A 21,504-nucleotide genomic window follows, 5' to 3' on the forward strand; every position below is an offset into this window, starting at 1 on the left:
CTTACCTGTCATTGAATCACTACAGAATCAATCACTGTATTTTTTCAGGAAATCTTCCAGCAATTCCACCATATCGGTATTGCCCAAAAAAGCTGCTGATCGCTGGTGCAAAGTTTTTGGCTCAATATCTAGTATGCGCTGAGATCCATTCGAAGCTTTACCCCCTGCCTGCTCAATGATGAAGGCAATTGGATTGCACTCATACATCAATCTTAGCTTACCATTAGGGTGCGCAGAAGTCGTTGGATAAAGAAAGATACCCCCTTTGAGGAGATTACGGTGAATATCGGCCACCATTGAGCCGATATACCGTGACGCATAGGGGCGTTGCGTTGCACTGTCCTCCATTTGGCAATATTTGATATATTGCTTAACGCCGTTTGGAAATTTAGAATAATTTCCTTCGTTAATCGAATAAATTTGACCCGAAGCCGGAATTTTCATATCAGGATGGGATAAACAAAACTCGCCGATCGAAGGATCCAATGTGAATCCGTTTACGCCCTTTCCAGTTGTGTACACCAACATGGTTGAACTACCATAGATTATATAACCTGCAGCGACCTGTTTCGTTCCATGCTGTAAAATATCATTGCTATTACAAGAAACACCCGTATCAGAAATTCGTCGATAAATGGAAAAAATCGTCCCCACAGATACGTTAACATCGATATTGCTTGAGCCATCCAGTGGGTCAATACACACAATATATTTCGCATTTTTGGAAACCCCTGATTGGATATATACTGGATTTTCATGTTCCTCTGAGGCAACTACACAGCATTCTCCCCCACTTTGAAGCGCTTTGATAAACTGCTCATCGGCATAAACATCCAGTTTCTTTTGTCCCTCGCCCTGCACATTGACCTGGCCTGCATCGCCTAAAATATCAACCAATCCCGCTTTATTAACCTCTCTATTTACAATTTTTGCTGCGATTCCAATATCGCGCAGTAGTCTGGAAAGCTCCCCTTTAGCATACGGAAAATCGGCCTGTTTTTCAATGATAAATTGACCTAGTGTAGTTATACCACTCATAATGTTGTTTTATTGGATATTTGTTGCACAAAGCTAAAAAAGTTAAACAAACTTTAGCAAATACATCCTTCTCATATTTAGCATTTTAGCAGACTAAATACGCAATCGATTGCGCTATGTTTTGAAATCTCTTCTTTGCTAAAACGATTATTAGCTATTAAAAAAATAATAAAAGGTTGAATGCACTGGATAAATTTCAAATAGCAACGATTAGAAAAAAAACAATAAATGCTAAGTATTTGGTAATTTTGGCTAAATATTCTGATACAATGCAACAACTTATACAACTCATCGAAAAGGAAAAATTAGGCAATCAGCCGGCAAAACAGTACACCTTGATCATAGATGATAAACAGGTCGTTCACGGTGCCTTATTTGTAATCAAAACCACAAAAAAAACATTTAAATTGATGATCCCGGCGCCTTTTCACGAAGCAGTTCTGAAAGAACAAGTAACCATCAATACATTGATCAAACATCCCCAAGTAATGCTACTGGCTTAATAAAAGGGAAATTCCCCTATCCCATACCTATCCCCAGAGCAAACAAAACATAGCTCGGTTGTGTTTAACATAGCGTAATTTCGCTGTTTTTTTTACACCATATCCCGTTTCCGGAAGACTATAACGCTGGTTCGACCTAAAAAAATGAGAGCAAACCGGAAGCACATATTATCAACGGGAAATTTTACAAGAAAACCCGGTAAAAGTGTAAAAATCACCTCGATATAACGTTTAACTTTAGGCAACAAAGACAACGCTATGCAACACCACTATACACTTTCGGGAATGTCCTGTGATGGATGTAGAACCACAATCGAACATGCATTGAATGAGCTTCCTGGGGTTCATGCCGAGGTAACTTTAAACCCGCCAAGCATGACAGTAACATCCCAGAAACATATTCCGTTACAGCAATTACAGGAAATAATATCAAAATTAGGTCCTTATCAACTCAGCGAAATACATAAGCATCAGGGTGATGTACAGTCCGATCAACACATTGTAGCACAAGCTTCGGAGAGATATGGCTGCCCCATGCATTGCGAAGGTGAAAAAACGTACAGCCAGCCAGGAAATTGTCCGATTTGTGGTATGCATTTGGTGAAGCTCGATGCAGAAACAGCAATTAAAAATAAGCTGCATACTGCGCATGCAGCGACCTTGCATATCCAACACGAACAGCAACACAATCATTCCGCTCAGTCAAATGCCACGGTACATCAATCACAGACAATATCTACACCTGACAAAGCACATGGTCATACGTCTGCTGATCAATACTATTGTCCGATGCATTGTGAGGGAGACAAACGCTATAATGAACCCGGAAACTGTCCGGTATGCGGCATGAATCTGGAAAAGGTACCCATGTTAAAGACAGATCTTCAATATACCTGTCCTATGCATCCTGAGATTGTACAAGATCATCCTGGAAATTGCCCTATATGCGGTATGGACCTTGTGCCTATAGCCAATGGGAATGATGAGGCCGACGATCACACCTATCGTGATCTACGCATGAAATTATGGGTCTCTATCCTATTTACGGTCCCGATCTTTATACTTTCCATGGGTGAAATGCTTCCCGGTAATCCAATAGGTAAAATCATTTCGCCGAGTTGGTCTGGTTGGGTTCAGCTGGCTTTATCCCTGCCAGTTGTTTTTTATACCTGCTGGTCTTTTTTTCAACGGGGCTGGGTATCTTTCAAAACCTGGCGCCTTAATATGTTTAGCCTGATTGCACTTGGTGCTGGAGCTGCGTTTGTCTATAGTTTGGTTGGCCTATTTTTTCCGCAGGTATTCCCTGCTGAATTAAAAAATCACCATGGCTACATTGCACTTTACTTCGAATCCGTTACCGTCATATTGACTTTGGTATTATTAGGCCAGGTGATGGAGGCCAAAGCACATTCCAAAACCAATTCGGCAATCAAAGAGCTGATCAAGCTGAGCCCTTCCGAAGCTACGCGCGTAGAAAATGGAATAGATAAAAAGATCGGCATAGATCAAATTCAACTCGGAGATATACTCAAAGTAAAACCCGGGGACAAAATCCCCGTTGACGGGCAGATTACGGATGGCAACAGTAACATTGATGAATCCATGCTGACGGGTGAACCTATTCCGGTAGAAAAACAAGAAGGAGATCATGTTAGTTCGGGAACAATCAATGGCGACCGCAGTTTCCTCATGAAAGCAGAGCGTATCGGTTCGGACACACTACTGGCTCAGATCATTCAACTCGTCAATGATGCGAGCAGAAGCAAGGCACCCATTCAACGATTAACGGATAAAGTATCCGAGATATTTGTCCCGATTGTCATCATTATTGCAATTTTGACATTTCTTACCTGGTGGCTTTGGGTTCCTTCCGCTTCCTTAGCATTCGGCTTTGCCAATGCACTTGCCGTACTTATTGTCGCCTGCCCCTGTGCCTTGGGACTCGCTACACCGATGTCTGTCATGGTGGGTGTCGGCAAAGGGGCCAAACATGGGATCCTGATCAAAGATGCAAGTGCGCTGGAAAAAATGAACCATGTAGATGTGGTTCTAACAGACAAAACAGGTACCATCACCGAAGGAAAACCCACCGTTGATGATATTCAGCCAAACTCTTCCAGCAGCAAAGACGAGATATTATCTTTGGCTGCCGCTTTAAACGCCAATAGCACACATCCATTAGGTCATGCTATTATTGAAAGGGCAAAAAAGGAAAATAGTAAAACGGACCTTGCAGTTTCCGATTTTGAAAATGTTGCCGGGCAAGGAATCAAGGGAAATATAGCTGGACATAGCATAACACTGGGCAATCAATTGTTGATGGAGTCTATCGGCATAACAATTCCTCATGATATGAAGCAGATGGCCGAAACTGCTCAATCCCATGGAAAGACGGTATCCTTCCTTGCAAAAGACAGTAGCTTATTGGGGTATTTTAGTATTTCAGATCAAATAAAAGCCTCTTCGAAGCGTGCAATCCAATATCTTATACAGCATAAAGTCGATGTCGTTATGCTGACGGGAGATAATATCCATACGGCAAGGGCTGTGGCGGATCAAGTTGGCATCAAGCATTTCAAAGCCAATGCCTTGCCCAAAGATAAATTGCAGGAAATTCATGCGTTACAGCAAAAAGGACATGTGGTGGCTATGGCTGGTGATGGTATCAATGATGCCCCTGCCCTTGCTCAAGCCGATATCGGCATTGCCATGGGCACAGGGACCGATGTTGCCATACAAAGCGCTTCACTCACTTTGCTGAAAGGAGACCTTATCGGAATATCCAAAGCAAAGGTACTGAGTCAAAAACTACTCCGTAATATTAAGGAGAACCTGGGTTTTGCTTTCGTCTATAATATACTCGGGATTCCATTGGCTGCCGGACTTCTATATCCTTCTTTCGGAATTCTCCTGTCCCCGATGATTGCTGCCGCTGCAATGAGTTTCAGCTCCGTTTCGGTTATCTTGAATTCTTTACGCTTAAATCGTGCAAAGATCGATATTGATTAAAAACAGATATTCCCTATATTCGCTGTTAGAATAACGACATATAGTTTACAGTAACATGCGTAATATCTTTTTAATCTTGATAACGGTTATCATCACAGTTGTGTGTGTCAAAAATCCGCAATCGGTGCAGCTCAATTTTCTCGGGGAATCACAAGTGGCACTATGGAAGCTATTATTGGTCTTTTTTATTGCAGGAATTGTATTTGTATCCCTATTGAAAATCGAAAAAAAGAAACAGCGGGCGTATGAAGAGGAAGAAATAGACGAATCGGAAGAAGAAAACAGCGACAGAAAGTCCCAATTATCGGATGAAGACCGGGAATTTCTATCCTAAACAAAAAAATAAATCACTAAAAATGAAGCCCTAAACAGCTGTAGCGCATTTTTATCGCACAAATACTTGCGTGGAATAGGGATTAACCCTATCTTTGCATCACTTCAAACAAGGAACGGTAGTTCAAAAACAAAGAAGTAAGATTCCGTAGCTCAGCTGGTAGAGCAATACACTTTTAATGTATGGGTCCTGGGTTCGAATCCCAGCGGGATCACAAAAGAAAAGCTAATCGAAAGATTAGCTTTTCTTGTTTTAAGACTATTAGGATTCGAAAGAAGGGTCGGCCGGATTCGATCCAATGGAGGCTCAGGGATGTGCTTCAAGGATAAAGTGTATAACAGCCTCCATCCGTTGTACGGAACAATCAGTTTCAATTTCCAATTCATTGATTGCCGTTTCCAGTTTAGACAATGTTTCGTTGTAAAATTTAGCTATCATTACCTGCTGTTATTTTTCTTTCTTACCCCTTTCATTAGACTGTAATTACACGCTCTATTTTCTGCATATTCAATTTTATGTTCAGATAGAAGCTGTACAATTATTTCGTTTGTTTCATCTTCATTAAGTCCTATTTTTTCCCCGAGGTCAATTTCATTGAGTTGACCGTCATTTTCTATTAATGCTCTGTAATATTTTTCTTTATTTTCCATAACTATATTTTTTTTGCACAGCTATCATCATGTGTGGACTAAAGGGTAAAAGATAGCTGTCATTTTCAGTAACTTGAATAAGTTCCATTAATGTTCTTCGTTTTTTGTTATTCAGCATATTGGCAAAGTATTCTTTATCCAACCATACCATACCCTCAACCGCATAAGTATTTAGATAGATTAAGCCTTGATTTATAAATTCATCTTTTAGCTGTTGTGGCTTATGATAAAATGCTTCTGCTAAAAGCCAAGGAAAATCATCGGGCGGATTGTGCATCCCCCTTATTAATTCTTCTTTGCACATGTCAAAAAATGGCTTTTTGTGAATTAAGCCGTTTAAAAGACCAACCAGCGTTGATGCCGTATAATTGATGGCAAAACCCAAAATAATCCCATCACTCTTTAAAATACGTTTAGCTTCGCAAATGGCTAAATCTCTATCCTCCTTTTTTTGAAGATGATAAAGAGGGCCGTGCAGTATTATTAGGTCTGCATAATTATCTGGAAATTCCAATTTTCGAGCTTCTCCTAAATGTACAGAAAAACTGTTCTTTAATCTATTCGCTCTGTTTTGGGCTATTTGTATATGTTTTGCAACTGGCTCTACTAAATGAACTTGATGTCCTTTTTTAGCAAGCCATTCCGAATACTTTCCCGTACCACCACCAATGTCTATTATTTTTGAAGATGAAGTTGGTATATATTTTTCTACGAGTGATTTAATTCTTTCAAATTCAAATACGCCCATTCCTTTGTCAAGTCGAGTTTCTTCGGATGCTCTATTGTAAAATAGCTCGATATCTCTACTTATTAACTGTTTACTATTCATTTTTAGTCATCGTTTCACCACATTTTGAAATGTTGAATACACCGCAAAAGTGATAATGCAATCGATTTGATAATCGTTTGTTTTGTTTAAGATTAAGAAATAAGTCGATAGGATTATCTGTGCATTAAAGACCAAAAGATTTCAATGCATTAATCACTCTGTTTTTAGAGTTGTCTTTCGAGTAAGACCAGATAATATGTTAGATATAGTATAACAGACCACAAAGATAGAAAATTTGGATTAATTTTTAACGGGGAATTGGCACTAATTCACTCCTGCTGTATCAAATGCTGTAAATCGGGGTCATTATTAATCCATTCCATCTCGCTTTCTACAATATGCATAGCGCCATGACTTGCCTGTAATTGACTTCAACGACCGGCTTCATATTGTCGTTGCCGTTTTCATCGGCAAAGGATAATATGTGCGATATCTCCTTATAGGTTTTGGTTTCTTTATATCCAACTTGTGCTCATATAGACAGTCTTTTAAATTGGTTCAATGATCATAAATATTCCAAAAAAAATCGAGTTTCGTACCTATTGGTTCACTGAAAAAAGCTAATCGAAAAATTAGCTTTTCTTGTTTTAAGGCTATTAGGATTCGAAAGAAGGGTCGGCCGGGTTCAATCCAATGGAGGCTCAGGGCTGTGCTTGGGAAATGAGGGACTGAGCCAATATCAGCGGGATTGCTTAAAGTATACTAATATGTGTATAACAAATCAGCTTTATTACTTAAAATAGCATAACAGTAGATACCATAGTCGCGGAAATGGCACTATATCATCTGTTATAGGGAGAATGTTAACACAGCGTAGTAAATATCAAAGCTTCAACTCTGTATTTAAAGGTTCTTAAAAGTAGTAATGTTAATTACGGACTTTTTTTCAGCGTCAGGAGTCATGCCTTTGATCTGATCTCTCTGGATCATATGATTTATATCCCTTGCTTTGCCTTTTTCCCGTCCATCAATAACAACTATATTATCAAGTGATTCAAGTTTGATCCAGCTACTTTCACTGAGGAGATATGGCTGACCTTTATATTCAAAAAGCACTTTACCTTTTTCCATCCTCAATGCATTTAGATCCTTATTAAAAAGGTCTTTCTTCATCACCTCAGGAAGCCTATCCTTCGTTTTAGCATAAGACAAAGCACCCATTCTTGTATCACTAAAGGGGCTCGTGTCACTAGAACCACACAGACCAATAATAAAATTAAATCCTTTCTTCAAAAGGGAAGGATGGACTCTTTCTGATTGTTTAAAATCCTTAAAACCACTTTTTTTAAAAACAATCACTACAGGTTTATCGTTTGAGGAAGCTATAACTTCGTCGCTAAAATAACCTTTATCATCTGTTATCCCTATCTTTTTGTTCTCGATAAATATATCTACACCTTTCAAGGGTTTATGATCCTGTGCGCTCACAACAAGGCCACTTACCTGAAATTTTTCCATATCAAGAGTTTGTGAATAAATGTTATTAAATAACATTGTAAATCCTATTAAAAGTATATTTTTCATATTAATTACTTAATTCCAATTGATTTTTTACTAATGAATAGTACTGTCCTTTCGAATGGACCGAATCATTATGATTGCCGTTTTCGATAATTTTCCCTGATTCCAGTACAATTATCTGATCTGCGTTTTTTACCGTACTTAACCTGTGTGCTATAACTACTACCGTCCTGTTCTTGAAAAATTCGTTGAGATTGTAGAGTATTGCTTTCTCTGTATTAGCATCCAGAGAACTTGTTGCCTCATCAAAGAACAGATATTGGGGATCTTTATAAATTGCACGCGCTATCAGTATACGTTGTTTTGCCCTCGACTGATCTGCAAGCCCACGTTCCCGATTTTTGTATTTAAGCCCATTGGAAGATCATCAACAAATTCCTCGAAACAAGCTATCCTTATTGATTCCTGCAACTTCGCTAGGTTAATATCCTTTTCATCAAGAAGGGTAATATTAAACTTAATGGTACCTGAAAATATATGGCCGTCCTGAAGGACTCCACCGCATTGCTGTCTCCAGCTATCCGGGCTAAGTTCTGTCAAGTTTTTTTTTCCCACAAGTATTCTCCCGTCATTTGCAGAATAGTATTATAACAGGCGCTTTATAATGCTGGCTTTATCGCTCGTACCGACGATAGCCGTGGTTTTATTTCATGTGACAGTGAAATTGATATCTTTCAGAATTGTCCTATTAGAACTTCCACACTATTTAAAAATACATTATTTATATGTTTTTTACTGACAAAACTAATATACAGAGAAAATAAATATATTAAAATATTTTTTAATTAATTCTACCTCTCATTTCCTCATTTGCGCTAGACTTATTTAACACCTGCTTTGTTTTTGTATTCCCAAACTGATATTTGAGGCTCAGAGAAGCCGATCTAGTATAATAATTAAACCTATATCTATTATAAGACAAGGTATTTAAGTAAGAAGTTGTTTGAACATTACTTGTATTTAAAATATCGCTCAGGTAAATAGATACCGATAAATTCCCAAACGACTTTCTAGCTCCAAGATCAAAAAGTGTAAGATTTCTGAAATTTTCTTGCGAAATAGTTTTTGAATTGCTGACAAACTTCAGTGTAGAATAAACAAACATGTACTTTCCGCAATCATAATTCAGATTCAGGATGGAGTTGAAATTAAAATTGCGTATATCATTATTGTTACCCGCCACCTTTGCCTCATAATCGTAAAGGTTAAAGGTAGCAGAGAGTACGATATCGAGTTTCTTTTTAAAGGCACTGTTTCTGGTAGAGGCCGTAGCATACCACCTTTCATAGGAACCATAATTGATATAGGTGCTTCTCTGGAGGATTTTATCTTCCTCCGGTATCTGCACTATAAATTTGGCAAAAGCATCAGTAGCTTTGTTATACCCCAGGGAAAAAATATGTCTTGCTTTATTCGAGTACATCAGTTCAACATTATTACGCAGGGAAGGAAACAGGAACGGATCATTTTCGGTGTAATAGTTTTCATTCTGATAGATCCTTCCGGGAAACAGCATTTCCATAGAGGGCCTTTGTATCTTCCTTGAAGCTGCACCAGAGAGCACATTATTTTTATTTATGGTATAAACCGCCGAAACAGATGGGAAGAGCTTTAAATAAGTTGTGTCCAGCGTCTCGAAACTCAATTTTTCCCGTGTACGGTACTGGGTATTCTCAGCTCTAATGCCTAGATTCATATTGAACCGCTTTCCAATATTTGTATTCAACGTACCATAAGCGGCGAGATAAGTTTCTTTGTAATCGTATGCTAAATTCACAGAACCTTGTCCGCTCCCGTATACCTGATAAAAGGGATTGCTGTTAAGCTTGGAATAGCTGTGCATGGCTCCCAAAGAAAGGCGGTTTTGCTTGCCGAGCTTGTGGATATAATCCAACTTCTCCGAAATATTAAAGAAGTCCTGGGGTATACGGTTATTCGATACTTGTGGCTCCATGCCAATGCCTACAGTACTGATTTGGTCTTTGTTCTTTTTCTCAAATTGATTATAGTCGATATTGAATACTAAAATCCGATTCCCCGGATTGTCGAACTTGTGCTGAATAAAGACATTCCCAAAATTATAAAAGTATTTGTCATCAGATCTGATCTCGTTTTCCGTATTCCTATCCGAAGAGGAAAAGATCGTCCTGGAATTACTGTTCGCATCCCCGTTAACAGTTGAAACGAATCCATTAAAGCTTAGAAGCGTTCGTTTTGAAAGATCATAATCTGTGCCGACGCCGCCGCCTATCACCATATATTTCCGGTGATATTCGATTGTACTGGTTGATTGATCAGGAGCACTGCCAATCTCATATTCAGTATCCCTTCTATTATAACTTCGATTGAGAAAAGGCGAAATTCGCAGCGCGAAATTCCGTCTGCGATAGTTTAATGCTCCATTAAAAACAGTTGTATTGTCAGGTCCTTGCTCGGTACTTAGATTGGCCATACCGAAAAGCCCTTCGAAAGACATGCGCTTCAGATTGATATTAATGATTCCGCCTGATGTATTGGCACTATACTCACTTCCAGGATTGGTAATGATCTCGATACTCTCCAAATTTTCCGCCGGGTTGGATCTGAGTTCAGCGAGGATCATTTCTTTTGGCAGGTCTGTTTTCCTGTTATTAATATAAATTGTGGTTCCTTCTTTTCCTATAATGCTAAAGGATTCGTCCTTTTGGTTAAAATCTATTAAGGGGGCATTTTTGACTGCATCGAGCGCAGAGCTTCCTTTAATAAATCGTCTGCTCGGGGTAAATACAAATCTATCGGCCAGGTGCTCAACTCTATGCTGATCTTTATCAATATTGACAGTATCGATCGAGGTATAGTTATCAACTTTTAAAATATGCAGGCCCTTATCCTGCACAGTGAGTGTATCGGAGACATTGCCCATGTAAGAAGCCGCTATAAATTTATAGGAAGGCAACATGCCAAACGCAAAGCTGCCAGTAGAGTCTGAATTTATGATTTTCAGCTTCTCTTTTGAAACAGAAAAGATAGTAACGGTCGAATAAGGCAGCCTGTTGTTCGCATGATCGACAGTTTGTCCTTTGATTATCTGACTGAAAGCTTGATTGTTACTAAAAAAAAATAGTGATGGTATTGATACTAAAATTATGGGGCTGAAATTCATTTGCTCTTTCGCTATATCTCTCTAAATGGTTAGTGATGCTATTAATTAAAACAAAAAAGTAAGCGCCCCCTAAGTAAGGAATATTCCTTATGATTATCAAGTGAAATTAAAAATTACTTTAATAGAAAGTAATCCTAAAGATCTATTCAAGAGATACCTAAACTGATTAATAGCCCATATTCTGTTTGGAAGTACTTGGTTCAGCCATCATACTTAATTTTCGGGAAAGAATTGGGTACAGCATAAACACCAGATATCAGCGCATAAACCCATGATACCAACCTCTTGCAGCCTTATAGTAGGGTTCATCGTTCGTATGGCATTACTCCTGACAATATAACGGGTATAATGTTCACGGAAGCCTGATGGGGTAATCGGCAAAAGTAAATTCAAAATAAGCAAGGAGCTACTCTATTGTACTTTTCAAGACATCCCAGTCTGAATAATTTTTTTCTTTATATGGAAACATGGATACACAATATCAGCTTGACAATCACGCAATTGCCCTATCTCTCTATATACCACAGTCAAATTCCTAATATTTAAAAAGCCTAATACCCATAAATGCTTACCGGTACAAAATTACAGGTCCCATTCGGTGACCAACCTGATGAAGGTGGCGAAAATAAGCCATGATGGCGCTTATAGGAAATTAATCCTGATCCCAACGGGATCAAAGAAAAGCTATTAGGATTCGAAAGAAGAGTCGGCCGGGTTTACTCTAAATTTGGAAATGGTAATCGGTAATCAATCGCCATCATTTTTCCATTGATTTCCACTGCTTGCTTTTCCTCCATGGATAGATAGTATTTTTTGAACTCCTCAAAATCTTTTTTGTCAATATAAACGCTATACATTATATTTTCATCGTCACCTCGTTTAACTGTTGTAGTAGAATTTAAATCAGGAAACCCAGCAAGCCAAGGTCGCTTATTAGGCGCATATGCATAATCCCAAAATATTACTTCAATTTTGTTTGGCAACCATTCTTTTGCAGACTTACTCTTATATTTTTTGATGTTGTCGTAAACAGTCAAGAATTGTTTAGGTGTCGCTTTTCGGTCCTCACCCTTTGTTCCAATATTGCCATATACACGAATCATTTTAATTGAGTCAATGTTCAAAATTAACTCATTTGATGGCTGATCCGTCCAAGAGCTTACTTCAATGTATTCTGGTAATTTGTAAATACTGTCTGTAATGTCTAATGACTTAATTACATATTCTAATTCGGATTTCCCCAGTGTTACTTCATAGATTTTCAACTGCTTATTTTCAATTTTATTATAAATGATTTGTCCATTTTCATAAAGTGCAAATGAAGGAATGTCAGAACCCATAACCATTGCCCAAGGGTTTGTCTCTGTGAGCACAATCAATGGCTTCCCATAGGTACTGTCAAATTGTTGTCCGTGAACAACAATTGAAAAAAAGATGAGTATTAAAAAAAGTGTGCTTTGTTTCATTCTTTTTGCAATTAACGTTAAATTAGCATTGTCTTAAGGATTATCTCCTAATTGTTTTTGTCCTTATCAATTTATGAATAGTTTCGGGGGAAATAACCGGTAATACCCGAATATAAGTAATTCAATTTCTAAATCTATTCCCCCGATTAAAAATCACTATTTTCATTGATTTTTTAACAGATCTAATTTGATAGTTTTGTTATGCACATTAAATAGCACAACGGATGAAAAATTTTGTTTTACTACTTTTAACCTTCTTAAGTATACCTACTCATGCCCAAGATAAATTAGCTTTAACGGATTTGGTGTATCCTGATTTAATTCCGACATTCATGCAGAACAGCTTATTTGGCTACTGTGACAAATCACTAAACGTTAAAATAAAGGCACTTTTTGAAAAAGCAGAACTATTCGAAGCTGATTACAATTTCCAACTTTTCCATGTAAATAATCCCGAGATCATTAAATATGGAACAGAAGACTATGCTTGGGTACTATTCAATGGCGAACGCTACCGTATCGATAAAAAGGGAACACGAGTATATAAATACAATGCCGCCGATTTTAAAACAGGTGAAACAACAATTTATCTGTACAAAAATTCAACTGTTTATTATAGCGACAGCATAGATCAAAACACACTCTTTCAACATATCAAAGACAACCAGAGCGGAAAACAAATATTTCCGGAAGAGCAATCCATTCAGGAATTTCGCATAAAAAATAAGGCGTTGATTAAGGAAGGAGTTAAATTGATTTTCCGCCCCAAAAGAAAAGAAATACCTTACGTAGATTTTACCAGTGAGAACACTTTACTAAAAGGAATAAAAAATAGTGAGACCAATCAAATCATTGTAAAAGCAAAGTATGCGAATATTGAGGAGCTTTATAATAATCCATTACGTGAACAGCAGTATCCGCTGTTTATTGGCTATCGTGGTGACCTCGACAAGGAAATATATGTCGGTCTGAATGGAACCGAGTACTACATCAAAGACTAGTGTAAAAATCTTTAGTTTCCAAGTTACAATCCGGTAAAGTACAATTGAAGCGATCATTTCACTAACTTTGTTAAATAGATAGATCGGTCATTTACAAAACAGCTACCTACTGATGATAGAAAAACTCCTTTTCGAAATGAATACTTATGCTGCGCTTAGCCCAGCTACGACAGAAATTTTGAAAACTATCTTTCAGGTGAAGCAGTTCAAAAAAAATGAACATATTCTACGTGCTGGCGAATATGCTAAGTACTATTATTTTATATGCAAAGGATTATTAGGTTATTATAAATCAAACGCTGATGGCAATATTATCTACAAAATGTTTTTTGAAGAAAATAGCTTTTGCGCTTCCACCGCCGCCATCATTGAAGAAAAACCGAGCACCTTCAACATCATTGCACTTGAAGATGTGGAGCTAATTCAATATTCAGCCAAGGCTTTCCGTGAGCTTGTCCGCACAAAGCATGATTTGGCGCTCTTTCAGATAGCCTACCTTGAAAAAAATTGGGTGGTCAAAAAAGAACCACTTGAAATCGAGCTTAAGTGGGAATCTGCAAAGGAACGTTATCTTGAACTTCATAAGAATCAGGTGCTTTTCAAACGCCTCAAGCAGCATCATATCGCCTCCTATCTTGGTGTAACTCCCACGCAATTAAGTCGCATCCGTAAGGAATTAAAAGAATAATTCCATCAACATGTGTACACGTTTTTAAAGATTATACTGTTGAATTTTGCCTTATAAAGACAAAATTTTAAGCTATGAAAACAGTATACACACTCCTATTTTCTGCCCTTAGCCTACCACTGGCGGCACAAAAAGTCGTTAAGACAAAAATCCATAGTGCCAAAATGGACAAAAACATTGAAACCATTATAATTACGCCCGACATGCAAGACGGGATCAATTATAAAACAGTTTATATTCTCCATGGTTATAGCGGCAACCCCACCCGTACCGTGCAAGAAGACATTCCGGACTTAATCCAAAAAGCAAAAACATTTCAGACGATCTATGTACTACCAGATGGAAATTTCAATTCTTGGTACGTAGATAGTCCCATCGATCCACATGCACAGTACACCACTTTTATCGGAAATGAGCTAGTAAGTTACATCGATCATCACTACCCAACACAACAAAACCGAAATGCGCGCGGAATACTGGGCTGGAGCATGGGTGGCTACGGAGCATTGCACATCGGCATAGCCTATCCACAGACATTTTCGATCGTCGGAAGTTCATGCGGTGCTCTTGATTTCGACCGCTTCGGACAGGCCTACCAGCAATATCAGGTAGACAAGGTATTGGGCGACTATAAAAATCTGAACGATGTAGACCGCATCTACAGCAACGAAGATAAAATGAAGCACAATAAACAACGCTATATCCTCGATTGTGGAACTGAAGACCTGCAAATGCTGGAAATGAACCGTACATTCCACAAGCATCTGACCGACAAAAATATCGAGCATCTTTACATCGAATCAAAAGGAGGACACGATACTGCTTATTGGAGCAAATCACTATCACAACAATTGGCTTTATTTCAAAACTACTTTCAACATGAAGGACTATAAATCGACGCTCTATGTTGCTGCAGGCGCATGTAGTTATGGACTGCTCGCAACAATTGTGAAATATGCAAACCATTTAGGGATACATACAAGTTTGTTGACCTTTCTGCAGTTTATGTTTGGTTTTCTCTTTTTGTTGTCCTTTAATCTGTTGTCAAAGCGTAATGCAGAAGAACATAACGCCATCAAATTTTCATCAAAAATTAAACTGATGGTCTGGGGCATTTCCCTTGGTTTAACAACAACACTTTACTATCTCTCCATCCAATATATCCCCGTATCCGCTGGAATTATTTTACTGATGCAATCCATTTGGATAAGTTTGGTTGCAGAAGCAGTGCTGTTGAAAAAGTTTCCGTCAAAAGGCAAGATAACAGGAGTTATTATTGTTTTGCTCGGAACGACCTTAGCAACCAATCTCTTCCAAAACAATAATAACCTTGATTACAGAGGAATAATACTGGGTTTCGGAGCGGGAATAAGTTATGCGTTGGCAATTTATGCTTCAAGCACAGTGGAAAAAGAGCTGCCGAGTCCGATACGTAGCCAATTCTTGGTCTTAGGCGGACTGCTGCTCATCGTAGCATTTTGGAACATTGATATTATTCGGTATATGCAACCTAATGCATTACCCTGGGGATTACTGATTGCCATTTTTGGAACTATTCTTCCACCCTTACTATTTACAAAAGGAATCCCAAAAACCGGAATAGCGATGGGAAATATTATTTCAAGTCTGGAGATCCCTGTTTCAACCTTATCTGCCATGTTGGTTCTACAGGAAGTTGTATCGGGATTCCAATGGTTTGGCATACTCCTGATTTTAATGGCTGTCATTATAATTAATGTTGGTAAGCCATAGTAGTCAGCCAATGATTAAATCTATTATATTGCCATAAGATCAACCCCCATACCGGAACTAAGGTTGCAGCCATGTGGAGCATTTCAAATATATTGGATGCTCCGCCAGCTTGGATCAGAAAGGACGAAAACAATAGGCTAATAGCAGCTGGCAATAAAACAAAGGATAGTGCCCGTGCAGGCCTACTGTTTCTGAATTGCTTATTTAGATTTAGAAAAATAGATATCGTACCAATCGCAATACAGAGTGCCACGAATGAAAGCAACAATTCTGTAAAAAAGGGCATGTAGCAACGTGCTCTTTTTGCAGCCTCATTATTTGCCTGAAGTATGGCTGTAAGGACAAAGGTCGTCAATATACTAAACCCTATAATTCGCAGGAAAATAAAACTTAGCTTTCTTTTCATCAGCACACTATTTTAAAATAAATAAACAAAGCGGCGAATAGGCCTGAACTCCTCGTTCCCTCCTATTCCATTTAATACATTTCGACCAGTTCCTGCGGAGAGCAGCAATCCCAAAACTGATTTCAACGCCGACCTTTTACAAGTTACAGCTGATAAATCCCTTTAACCATCAAGCTTTAAGTAAAAACAATAATCTTCTTTAAAGATGCGAATTAATCCGTTAAGATAAATGCCAAAGCAATATTGGACGTGGTATTGACGATATTGGTCGGTTGGAGCTTAATATTTGTCGACGTGCTGCACCTAATTATTTTTTTACTTTTTTTACTAAGGTTTATCCTCCCTGTTACGTATCTATCTAAAATTATATACCATGAGATTGACTGATGATATCAAACAACTAATCATAAAGTATATCGGCGACAACTTAACGTCCGATGAAAAGACCGATTTAAAGTTATGGTTGGATGAATCAGCAGAACATCGTGTTTTTTTTGAAGACCTTCTGGATAACCATGATTTGATAAACGACTTGAATCAATGGAGCGAGCTTCAGGCTTCAGATACAATGGATTGGAACGAAAGGTTAAAAGCAAAGACCCTAGAAACTATTCGGACCTCTGCCGTTAAACCATCTCCTATCAGAAATATAAAACACCTGCTTCCCTACGCAGCAGCTTTAATAAGCATAATCTTAGGAGGTTTGATGTATTTCATGGTTAGAAAACAAGTTGCACCGGTCAGTAATCGAATCGTCTTAAATGACGTAGAAGCACAGAGCAACCAGGCAGAAATACGGCTTTCGAACGGCAAAGTGCTCCAGGTATCGAGTCAGAAAGGAGCCTTGGTTTCAGGAGAAAATTTAACCTACGAAGACGGTACTATCCTTCAAAACGCATCTTTAAAAGGAGATCTGATGGCCACCGTCAACACCCCTGCTGGCACAATGCTGCAACTCCAACTGGAAGATGGATCGGAGATTACGCTCAATGCAAAAACAACACTTAAATACCCGCTTCGTTTTGCAAAAAACAAACGTGTTGTTGAAGTGGACGGTGAAGCCTATTTTAAAATTGCAAAAAATAAAAAGGTACCCTTCCATGTTCTTTCCAACGGGCAACAAATTGAAGTCACGGGCACTGAATTCAACGTAAATACCTATTCAAAATCCCAAAGTAGTACAACGCTTATAGAGGGGAGTATCAATCTATCGGCGCAAGGGCAAACGTTACAGCTCAAGCCCAATCAGCAAGCGCTCTTAGCTTCGGGTCAACTATCTAAAAAAGTGGTCGATCCCGCTAATTACATCGCATGGCTCGACAATAAATTCTATTTTAATGAAACGGACCTCCATACTGCTCTACAACTGATCGGCCAATGGTATGACCTGCAAATCATCTACACGCAACCGATAAAAGAAACACTTTTATATGGCGAAATTAAACGCACGAAAAGTCTCGCGGCAGTCCTAAAGATCCTGGAGCGTAGCCATATTAAATTTGACTTGATCCAAGAAAATGGAGTTCGTAAACTCTTTGTTTCAAACTAACCAATTATCCATGAAATAACCCAAAAACAACAATTATGAGAAAACCAACCTAACGAGACCAAACGAGATACTAAAAAAGCCGACCAATGCTACGAACATTAATCGGCCATAATAGCGATCTCCATTTTTGACCGATTTACCCAATCAGTTTAATAATAGATTATATCCCTAATTCAACAAATTTATGAATTTTAATTTTCTTGTTCATAGAAATCGAATTGCTGTGAACATACCCAAGCAATGGAAGACCAAAATGAAGCTTAGTGCCTTTTTTACCCTTGCATGTGTTGTTAAGCTGTCTGCAGCTAGCTACGCACAATCAATTACTATTAACGCCAAAAAAATGTCTTTGGTGCAGGTATTACGTACCATCCAAAAACAGAGTGGCGTCCCCTTTCTGTTGAATGGTAAAGAACTTGCCGACATTAAAATTGAGGCGCAGGTTCGTAATATGCCTTTAGAAAAAGCCATACAGGTTCTCTTAAAAGACCAACCTGTCGATTGGAGTTTTCAGGACAATATGCTTGTCGTAACGAAGTTAAAAACAAATTATCCGACTTATGAGCTTCCAAATAACTACACGTTAGTACAACAAACCCGCACATTCAAAGGAAATGTTCACGATAGCAAAGGAACAATGCTTCAGGGCGCGACGATTATAATAAAAGGTTCGACAAGGGCAACCACGACAGATGAAAGTGGTAACTTTCAGATCGAAGCAAATAATAATGCCGTACTCGTGATTAAAATGATCGGCTACCAAACCAAAGAAATCCCATTATCCAACCAGCTTTACCTGAATATTGAACTTAGCCAACAGGTCGATGCTTTGGAAGAAGTCGTCGTCGTCGGCTACGGTACGACAAAAAAGAAAGAATTAATCGGTTCGGTTTCGCAGGTGGACGGAAAGCAGTTGGCAAAACGTACTGTCCCACAACTTGCTCAGGCCCTCACAGGTCAAATGCCGGGAGTAACAGTCATTCAGCGATCTGGTCAGCCTGGAGCAGCAAACAACACCATACAGATCCGTGGTGTGGGTTCGTTCGGTGCAAGTACCGACGCACTTATTTTAGTTGACGGTATCCCCACCAATTCCTTCAATGATATCGATCCAAATGATGTTGCATCTATCTCGGTACTGAAAGACGCTTCCTCCGCTGCGATATATGGAGCTAGAGCCGCCAACGGCGTTATTCTGGTTACAACAAAAACCGGGGCAACAGGTGGAAAATTAACGGTCAATTACAATGGCTATTACGGTATCCAGAAACCAACAGCGTTCCCCGAATTTGTCAACTCTTGGGAGTACGCTTCCTTGCTCAATGAAACCACAAGTGGCGGCGGAGGCTACACCGCAGAGGAGATCCAAAAATTTAAAGATGGCTCGGATCCGGACAACTACCCAAATAGTAATTACTTAACCAGTTCATTCAAGTCCCAAGCGGCGCAAACAGGCCACAACTTAAATATATCCAATACCACAGATAAAATACAATACACCTTATCTGCTGGCTTTCTCAATCAAAAAGGTATTGTCATCAAAAACAATTTTGACAAATACAATGTCCGCCTCAATCTCATATCAAACCTCAATGACAAGCTCAAATTAACGACGCGGGTAGCAGCAATTCAGACCGAAACAGACGAACCCGCAGCACCGGCAACGCTTGACTTCTCCAGCATGACGGATATCATTTCTCAGGTGATTCGCTATCCCGCCATATACCCGATCCGCCTGAGCAACGGCGACTGGGGCGCAGGGAATAACCTGAAGGGGACACCGGTATCTTTCCTCGAGAGCGAATCTTTCTACAAAGAAAAAATGTCTAATATCTCCGGAAACGCAAGACTCGACTGGAAACCGATTTCAGATCTGACCTTGTCCGCTATTGGGGGCTATACGCAGACGAATGGCCGCACAAAACTTTTTAGAGCATCACAACGGATCAACAATTCCATTACGCTCGGACCTTCTAGCCTCAATCAAACTGCTCCTTATGAAACATATAAAACGTTTCAGGCCTTAGCAGACTATAATAAAACGATCGGGGAACATTCCCTGAAAATATTGGGCGGTTATTCTTTCGAGAAAGGCTACAGCGAAGGTTTAAGCGCTTACCGCCAGAATTTTCCCAGCAATGATCTTACCGAGTTAAATGTAGGTTCACCAGATGGACAACAAAATACTGGTACAGCTACTGAGTGGGCATTGGAATCGTTATTTGCACGCATACAATATAACTATGCCAAGAAATACCTGGTCGAAGGTGTTGTTCGATACGATGGATCTTCCCGTTTTCCAACCGATAAAAAGTATGCCACTTTTCCTTCAATTGCAGTAGGTTGGCTACTGAGTGAAGAATCGTTTATAAAGGACCACTATAGCTGGATAGACGAATTGAAAATCAAAGGATCTTATGGAGTTCTCGGTAACCAAAATATTGTCAATAATGTCCAACAGCGCGTTGTCTCTAACTACCCATACCAGGATGTGTTAAATCCGGGTTACAATTACCCCTTTGGAAACACTATTTCTCCAGGGGTCGCCCGAACAACAATTGTTGACCCTATGCTACGCTGGGAATCGACCCGAACGGCAGATGCGGGCGTGGAAGTGGCTTTATTTAAAAATTTACTGACATTCAGCAGTACCTATTACAACCGATATACTTACGATATTTTGGTGAGCCCAGGTTCTAGTGTTTCCAAAATTTTGGGTTTTGAAGTAGGTGTACAAAATTCTGGAAAACTTCGAAATACAGGATGGGAATTTACACTAGGGCATCAAAAAAAATTAAATGATTTTTCTTACAACGTAAATCTGAACTTCTCTACGGTCAAAAATAGGGTCGTCGATTTGGGTGTCGGCAATATCAATCAACCGAATGGCTTAGTGGGAAATGGTTCCACCCTGTTTATCGGTTACCCGATTCAAGCCTACTACGGCTACCAGGCCGATGGCTTGTTTATTGATGCAGCCGATATTGCAAGCTATGCCAATCAAACCAGCATCAACCCCAAACCTCAACCGGGTGATATCCGATACAAGGACATCAGTGGCCCCGACGGTGTACCTGATGGAAAAGTAGACGCTACGTACGACCGAACTGTGATTGGATCACGCATCCCCAAATACACCTACGGGATAAATATCGGAATGAACTACAAAGGGTTTGACATAGGAATACTTCTCCAAGGTGTAAGCGGTGTTAAAGGCTTATTGGACAATTATGCTGGATTTGCGCTGACACAAAACGGCAATATCCAACGCTGGCAAGCTGATGGCAGATGGACTGCAGCCAATCCCGATCGAAATGCCATATATCCAAGAATTGAACAATTGCCGAATACCGGCACACCAAATACCCTGCTATCGGACTACTGGTTACTGGACGCAAGCTACCTGCGGCTCAAGAACATCCAATTGGGTTATACCATTCCTAAGCACATCCTTAACAAATGGAAATTGTCGGGTCTAAGGGTTTACGCAAATGCCGAAAACCTATTCACGAAAAGCAACTATAGAAAAGGATGGGATCCCGAAATCAATTCAAGCGGAGCCTACTACCCTATTATGCGCAATTTTACATTTGGGGTTAACCTTAGTTTTTAACCA

At 39.2% G+C, this 21,504-nt stretch carries 18 protein-coding genes and 1 tRNA gene; 10 read left to right on the forward strand and 9 right to left on the reverse strand.

The genetic code is table 11. The annotated features are described in order from the left end of the window. Nucleotides 1–27 precede the first annotated feature (27 nt). Entirely contained in the window at nucleotides 28–1,038 is a 1,011-nt protein-coding gene (gene fbp, locus B4N43_RS06285) for a class 1 fructose-bisphosphatase (RefSeq protein WP_145327440.1), read from the reverse strand. Between the two features lie 269 nt (nucleotides 1,039–1,307). Between fbp and B4N43_RS06290 the strand changes: the two genes are divergently transcribed. From B4N43_RS06290 to B4N43_RS06305, 4 genes are all read left to right on the forward strand, one after another. Then, complete coding sequence (locus B4N43_RS06290) at nucleotides 1,308–1,541, forward strand: hypothetical protein (RefSeq protein WP_120334661.1); 234 nt, start codon at nucleotides 1,308–1,310, stop codon at nucleotides 1,539–1,541. A 258-nt stretch (nucleotides 1,542–1,799) separates the two neighbouring features. Further along, nucleotides 1,800–4,550, forward strand: a complete 2,751-nt coding sequence (locus tag B4N43_RS06295) for a heavy metal translocating P-type ATPase (RefSeq protein WP_286733579.1) — start codon at nucleotides 1,800–1,802, stop codon at nucleotides 4,548–4,550. 55 nt (nucleotides 4,551–4,605) lie between these two features. Then, nucleotides 4,606–4,884 carry a lipopolysaccharide assembly protein LapA domain-containing protein gene (locus B4N43_RS06300; protein WP_286733581.1) on the forward strand — a complete coding sequence of 93 codons (279 nt, stop codon included), beginning with the start codon at nucleotides 4,606–4,608 and terminating at the stop codon, nucleotides 4,882–4,884. A gap of 141 nt (nucleotides 4,885–5,025) precedes the next feature. Then, a tRNA-Lys gene (locus B4N43_RS06305) sits at nucleotides 5,026–5,098 on the forward strand. Nucleotides 5,099–5,190: 92 nt separating this feature from the next. Here the strand turns inward: B4N43_RS06305 and B4N43_RS06310 are convergent. From B4N43_RS06310 to B4N43_RS06340, 7 genes are all read right to left on the reverse strand, one after another. Next, nucleotides 5,191–5,322, reverse strand: coding sequence for a hypothetical protein (locus B4N43_RS06310; protein ID WP_286733584.1), 132 nt, complete (start codon nucleotides 5,320–5,322; stop codon nucleotides 5,191–5,193). After that, nucleotides 5,322–5,534, reverse strand: coding sequence for a hypothetical protein (locus B4N43_RS06315; RefSeq protein ID WP_088161094.1), 213 nt, complete (start codon nucleotides 5,532–5,534; stop codon nucleotides 5,322–5,324). Before B4N43_RS06315 ends, B4N43_RS06310 begins: the two co-directional genes overlap by 1 nt. Beyond that, nucleotides 5,524–6,363, reverse strand: coding sequence for a class I SAM-dependent methyltransferase (locus tag B4N43_RS06320; RefSeq protein WP_286733586.1), 840 nt, complete (start codon nucleotides 6,361–6,363; stop codon nucleotides 5,524–5,526). The genes B4N43_RS06315 and B4N43_RS06320 overlap by 11 nt, the downstream gene beginning before the upstream one ends. Before the next feature lie 843 nt (nucleotides 6,364–7,206). Continuing rightward, on the reverse strand, nucleotides 7,207–7,887 hold the full coding sequence (locus B4N43_RS06325; protein WP_286733588.1) for a hypothetical protein: 681 nt from the start codon (nucleotides 7,885–7,887) through the stop codon (nucleotides 7,207–7,209). A 285-nt stretch (nucleotides 7,888–8,172) separates the two neighbouring features. Continuing rightward, nucleotides 8,173–8,424 carry a hypothetical protein gene (locus B4N43_RS06330; protein ID WP_286733589.1) on the reverse strand — a complete coding sequence of 84 codons (252 nt, stop codon included), beginning with the start codon at nucleotides 8,422–8,424 and terminating at the stop codon, nucleotides 8,173–8,175. 241 nt (nucleotides 8,425–8,665) lie between these two features. Then, the gene (locus tag B4N43_RS06335; protein ID WP_286733591.1) at nucleotides 8,666–11,026 is read right to left on the reverse strand and encodes an outer membrane beta-barrel family protein; all 2,361 of its coding nucleotides are present in this window, start codon (nucleotides 11,024–11,026) and stop codon (nucleotides 8,666–8,668) included. Nucleotides 11,027–11,742: 716 nt separating this feature from the next. After that, a complete protein-coding gene (locus B4N43_RS06340; protein ID WP_286733593.1) occupies nucleotides 11,743–12,492 on the reverse strand; it encodes a hypothetical protein in 750 nt (249 codons plus the stop codon). 224 nt (nucleotides 12,493–12,716) lie between these two features. Between B4N43_RS06340 and B4N43_RS06345 the strand changes: the two genes are divergently transcribed. From B4N43_RS06345 to B4N43_RS06360, 4 genes are all read left to right on the forward strand, one after another. After that, nucleotides 12,717–13,493, forward strand: coding sequence for a hypothetical protein (locus B4N43_RS06345; protein WP_286733596.1), 777 nt, complete (start codon nucleotides 12,717–12,719; stop codon nucleotides 13,491–13,493). Between the two features lie 112 nt (nucleotides 13,494–13,605). Further along, nucleotides 13,606–14,181, forward strand: coding sequence for a Crp/Fnr family transcriptional regulator (locus B4N43_RS06350; RefSeq protein ID WP_183043953.1), 576 nt, complete (start codon nucleotides 13,606–13,608; stop codon nucleotides 14,179–14,181). A 74-nt stretch (nucleotides 14,182–14,255) separates the two neighbouring features. Next, nucleotides 14,256–15,074, forward strand: coding sequence for an alpha/beta hydrolase (locus B4N43_RS06355; RefSeq protein WP_286733600.1), 819 nt, complete (start codon nucleotides 14,256–14,258; stop codon nucleotides 15,072–15,074). Then, complete coding sequence (locus B4N43_RS06360) at nucleotides 15,061–15,933, forward strand: EamA family transporter (protein ID WP_286733602.1); 873 nt, start codon at nucleotides 15,061–15,063, stop codon at nucleotides 15,931–15,933. The genes B4N43_RS06355 and B4N43_RS06360 overlap by 14 nt, the downstream gene beginning before the upstream one ends. Here B4N43_RS06360 and B4N43_RS06365 read toward each other — a convergent pair. Beyond that, nucleotides 15,914–16,339, reverse strand: a complete 426-nt coding sequence (locus tag B4N43_RS06365; protein ID WP_286733603.1) for a hypothetical protein — start codon at nucleotides 16,337–16,339, stop codon at nucleotides 15,914–15,916. The genes B4N43_RS06360 and B4N43_RS06365 overlap by 20 nt on opposite strands. A 373-nt stretch (nucleotides 16,340–16,712) precedes the next feature. Between B4N43_RS06365 and B4N43_RS06370 the strand changes: the two genes are divergently transcribed. Both B4N43_RS06370 and B4N43_RS06375 read left to right on the forward strand, forming a co-directional pair. After that, nucleotides 16,713–17,888 carry a FecR family protein gene (locus B4N43_RS06370; RefSeq protein WP_088161083.1) on the forward strand — a complete coding sequence of 392 codons (1,176 nt, stop codon included), beginning with the start codon at nucleotides 16,713–16,715 and terminating at the stop codon, nucleotides 17,886–17,888. Between the two features lie 184 nt (nucleotides 17,889–18,072). Next, nucleotides 18,073–21,501 (forward strand): SusC/RagA family TonB-linked outer membrane protein, encoded by a 3,429-nt coding sequence (locus B4N43_RS06375; protein ID WP_286733604.1) that lies wholly within the window; start codon nucleotides 18,073–18,075, stop codon nucleotides 21,499–21,501. Nucleotides 21,502–21,504: the final 3 nt, after the last annotated feature.

The organism is Sphingobacterium sp. UBA1897 (assembly GCF_002337775.1).
Classification (GTDB): domain Bacteria; phylum Bacteroidota; class Bacteroidia; order Sphingobacteriales; family Sphingobacteriaceae; genus Sphingobacterium; species Sphingobacterium siyangense.

What these genes read in the sequence shown, in the direction of transcription:
- fbp (WP_145327440.1), bottom strand. Translation starts at nt 1,038, where the DNA reads ATGAGTGGTATAACTACACTAGGTCAATTTATCATTGAAAAACAGGCC.
- B4N43_RS06290 (WP_120334661.1), top strand. Translation starts at nt 1,308, where the DNA reads ATGCAACAACTTATACAACTCATCGAAAAGGAAAAATTAGGCAATCAG.
- B4N43_RS06295 (WP_286733579.1), top strand. Translation starts at nt 1,800, where the DNA reads ATGCAACACCACTATACACTTTCGGGAATGTCCTGTGATGGATGTAGA.
- B4N43_RS06300 (WP_286733581.1), top strand. Translation starts at nt 4,606, where the DNA reads ATGCGTAATATCTTTTTAATCTTGATAACGGTTATCATCACAGTTGTG.
- B4N43_RS06310 (WP_286733584.1), bottom strand. Translation starts at nt 5,322, where the DNA reads ATGATAGCTAAATTTTACAACGAAACATTGTCTAAACTGGAAACGGCA.
- B4N43_RS06315 (WP_088161094.1), bottom strand. Translation starts at nt 5,534, where the DNA reads ATGGAAAATAAAGAAAAATATTACAGAGCATTAATAGAAAATGACGGT.
- B4N43_RS06320 (WP_286733586.1), bottom strand. Translation starts at nt 6,363, where the DNA reads ATGAATAGTAAACAGTTAATAAGTAGAGATATCGAGCTATTTTACAAT.
- B4N43_RS06325 (WP_286733588.1), bottom strand. Translation starts at nt 7,887, where the DNA reads ATGAAAAATATACTTTTAATAGGATTTACAATGTTATTTAATAACATT.
- B4N43_RS06335 (WP_286733591.1), bottom strand. Translation starts at nt 11,026, where the DNA reads ATGAATTTCAGCCCCATAATTTTAGTATCAATACCATCACTATTTTTT.
- B4N43_RS06340 (WP_286733593.1), bottom strand. Translation starts at nt 12,492, where the DNA reads ATGAAACAAAGCACACTTTTTTTAATACTCATCTTTTTTTCAATTGTT.
- B4N43_RS06345 (WP_286733596.1), top strand. Translation starts at nt 12,717, where the DNA reads ATGAAAAATTTTGTTTTACTACTTTTAACCTTCTTAAGTATACCTACT.
- B4N43_RS06350 (WP_183043953.1), top strand. Translation starts at nt 13,606, where the DNA reads ATGATAGAAAAACTCCTTTTCGAAATGAATACTTATGCTGCGCTTAGC.
- B4N43_RS06355 (WP_286733600.1), top strand. Translation starts at nt 14,256, where the DNA reads ATGAAAACAGTATACACACTCCTATTTTCTGCCCTTAGCCTACCACTG.
- B4N43_RS06360 (WP_286733602.1), top strand. Translation starts at nt 15,061, where the DNA reads ATGAAGGACTATAAATCGACGCTCTATGTTGCTGCAGGCGCATGTAGT.
- B4N43_RS06365 (WP_286733603.1), bottom strand. Translation starts at nt 16,339, where the DNA reads ATGAAAAGAAAGCTAAGTTTTATTTTCCTGCGAATTATAGGGTTTAGT.
- B4N43_RS06370 (WP_088161083.1), top strand. Translation starts at nt 16,713, where the DNA reads ATGAGATTGACTGATGATATCAAACAACTAATCATAAAGTATATCGGC.
- B4N43_RS06375 (WP_286733604.1), top strand. Translation starts at nt 18,073, where the DNA reads ATGAATTTTAATTTTCTTGTTCATAGAAATCGAATTGCTGTGAACATA.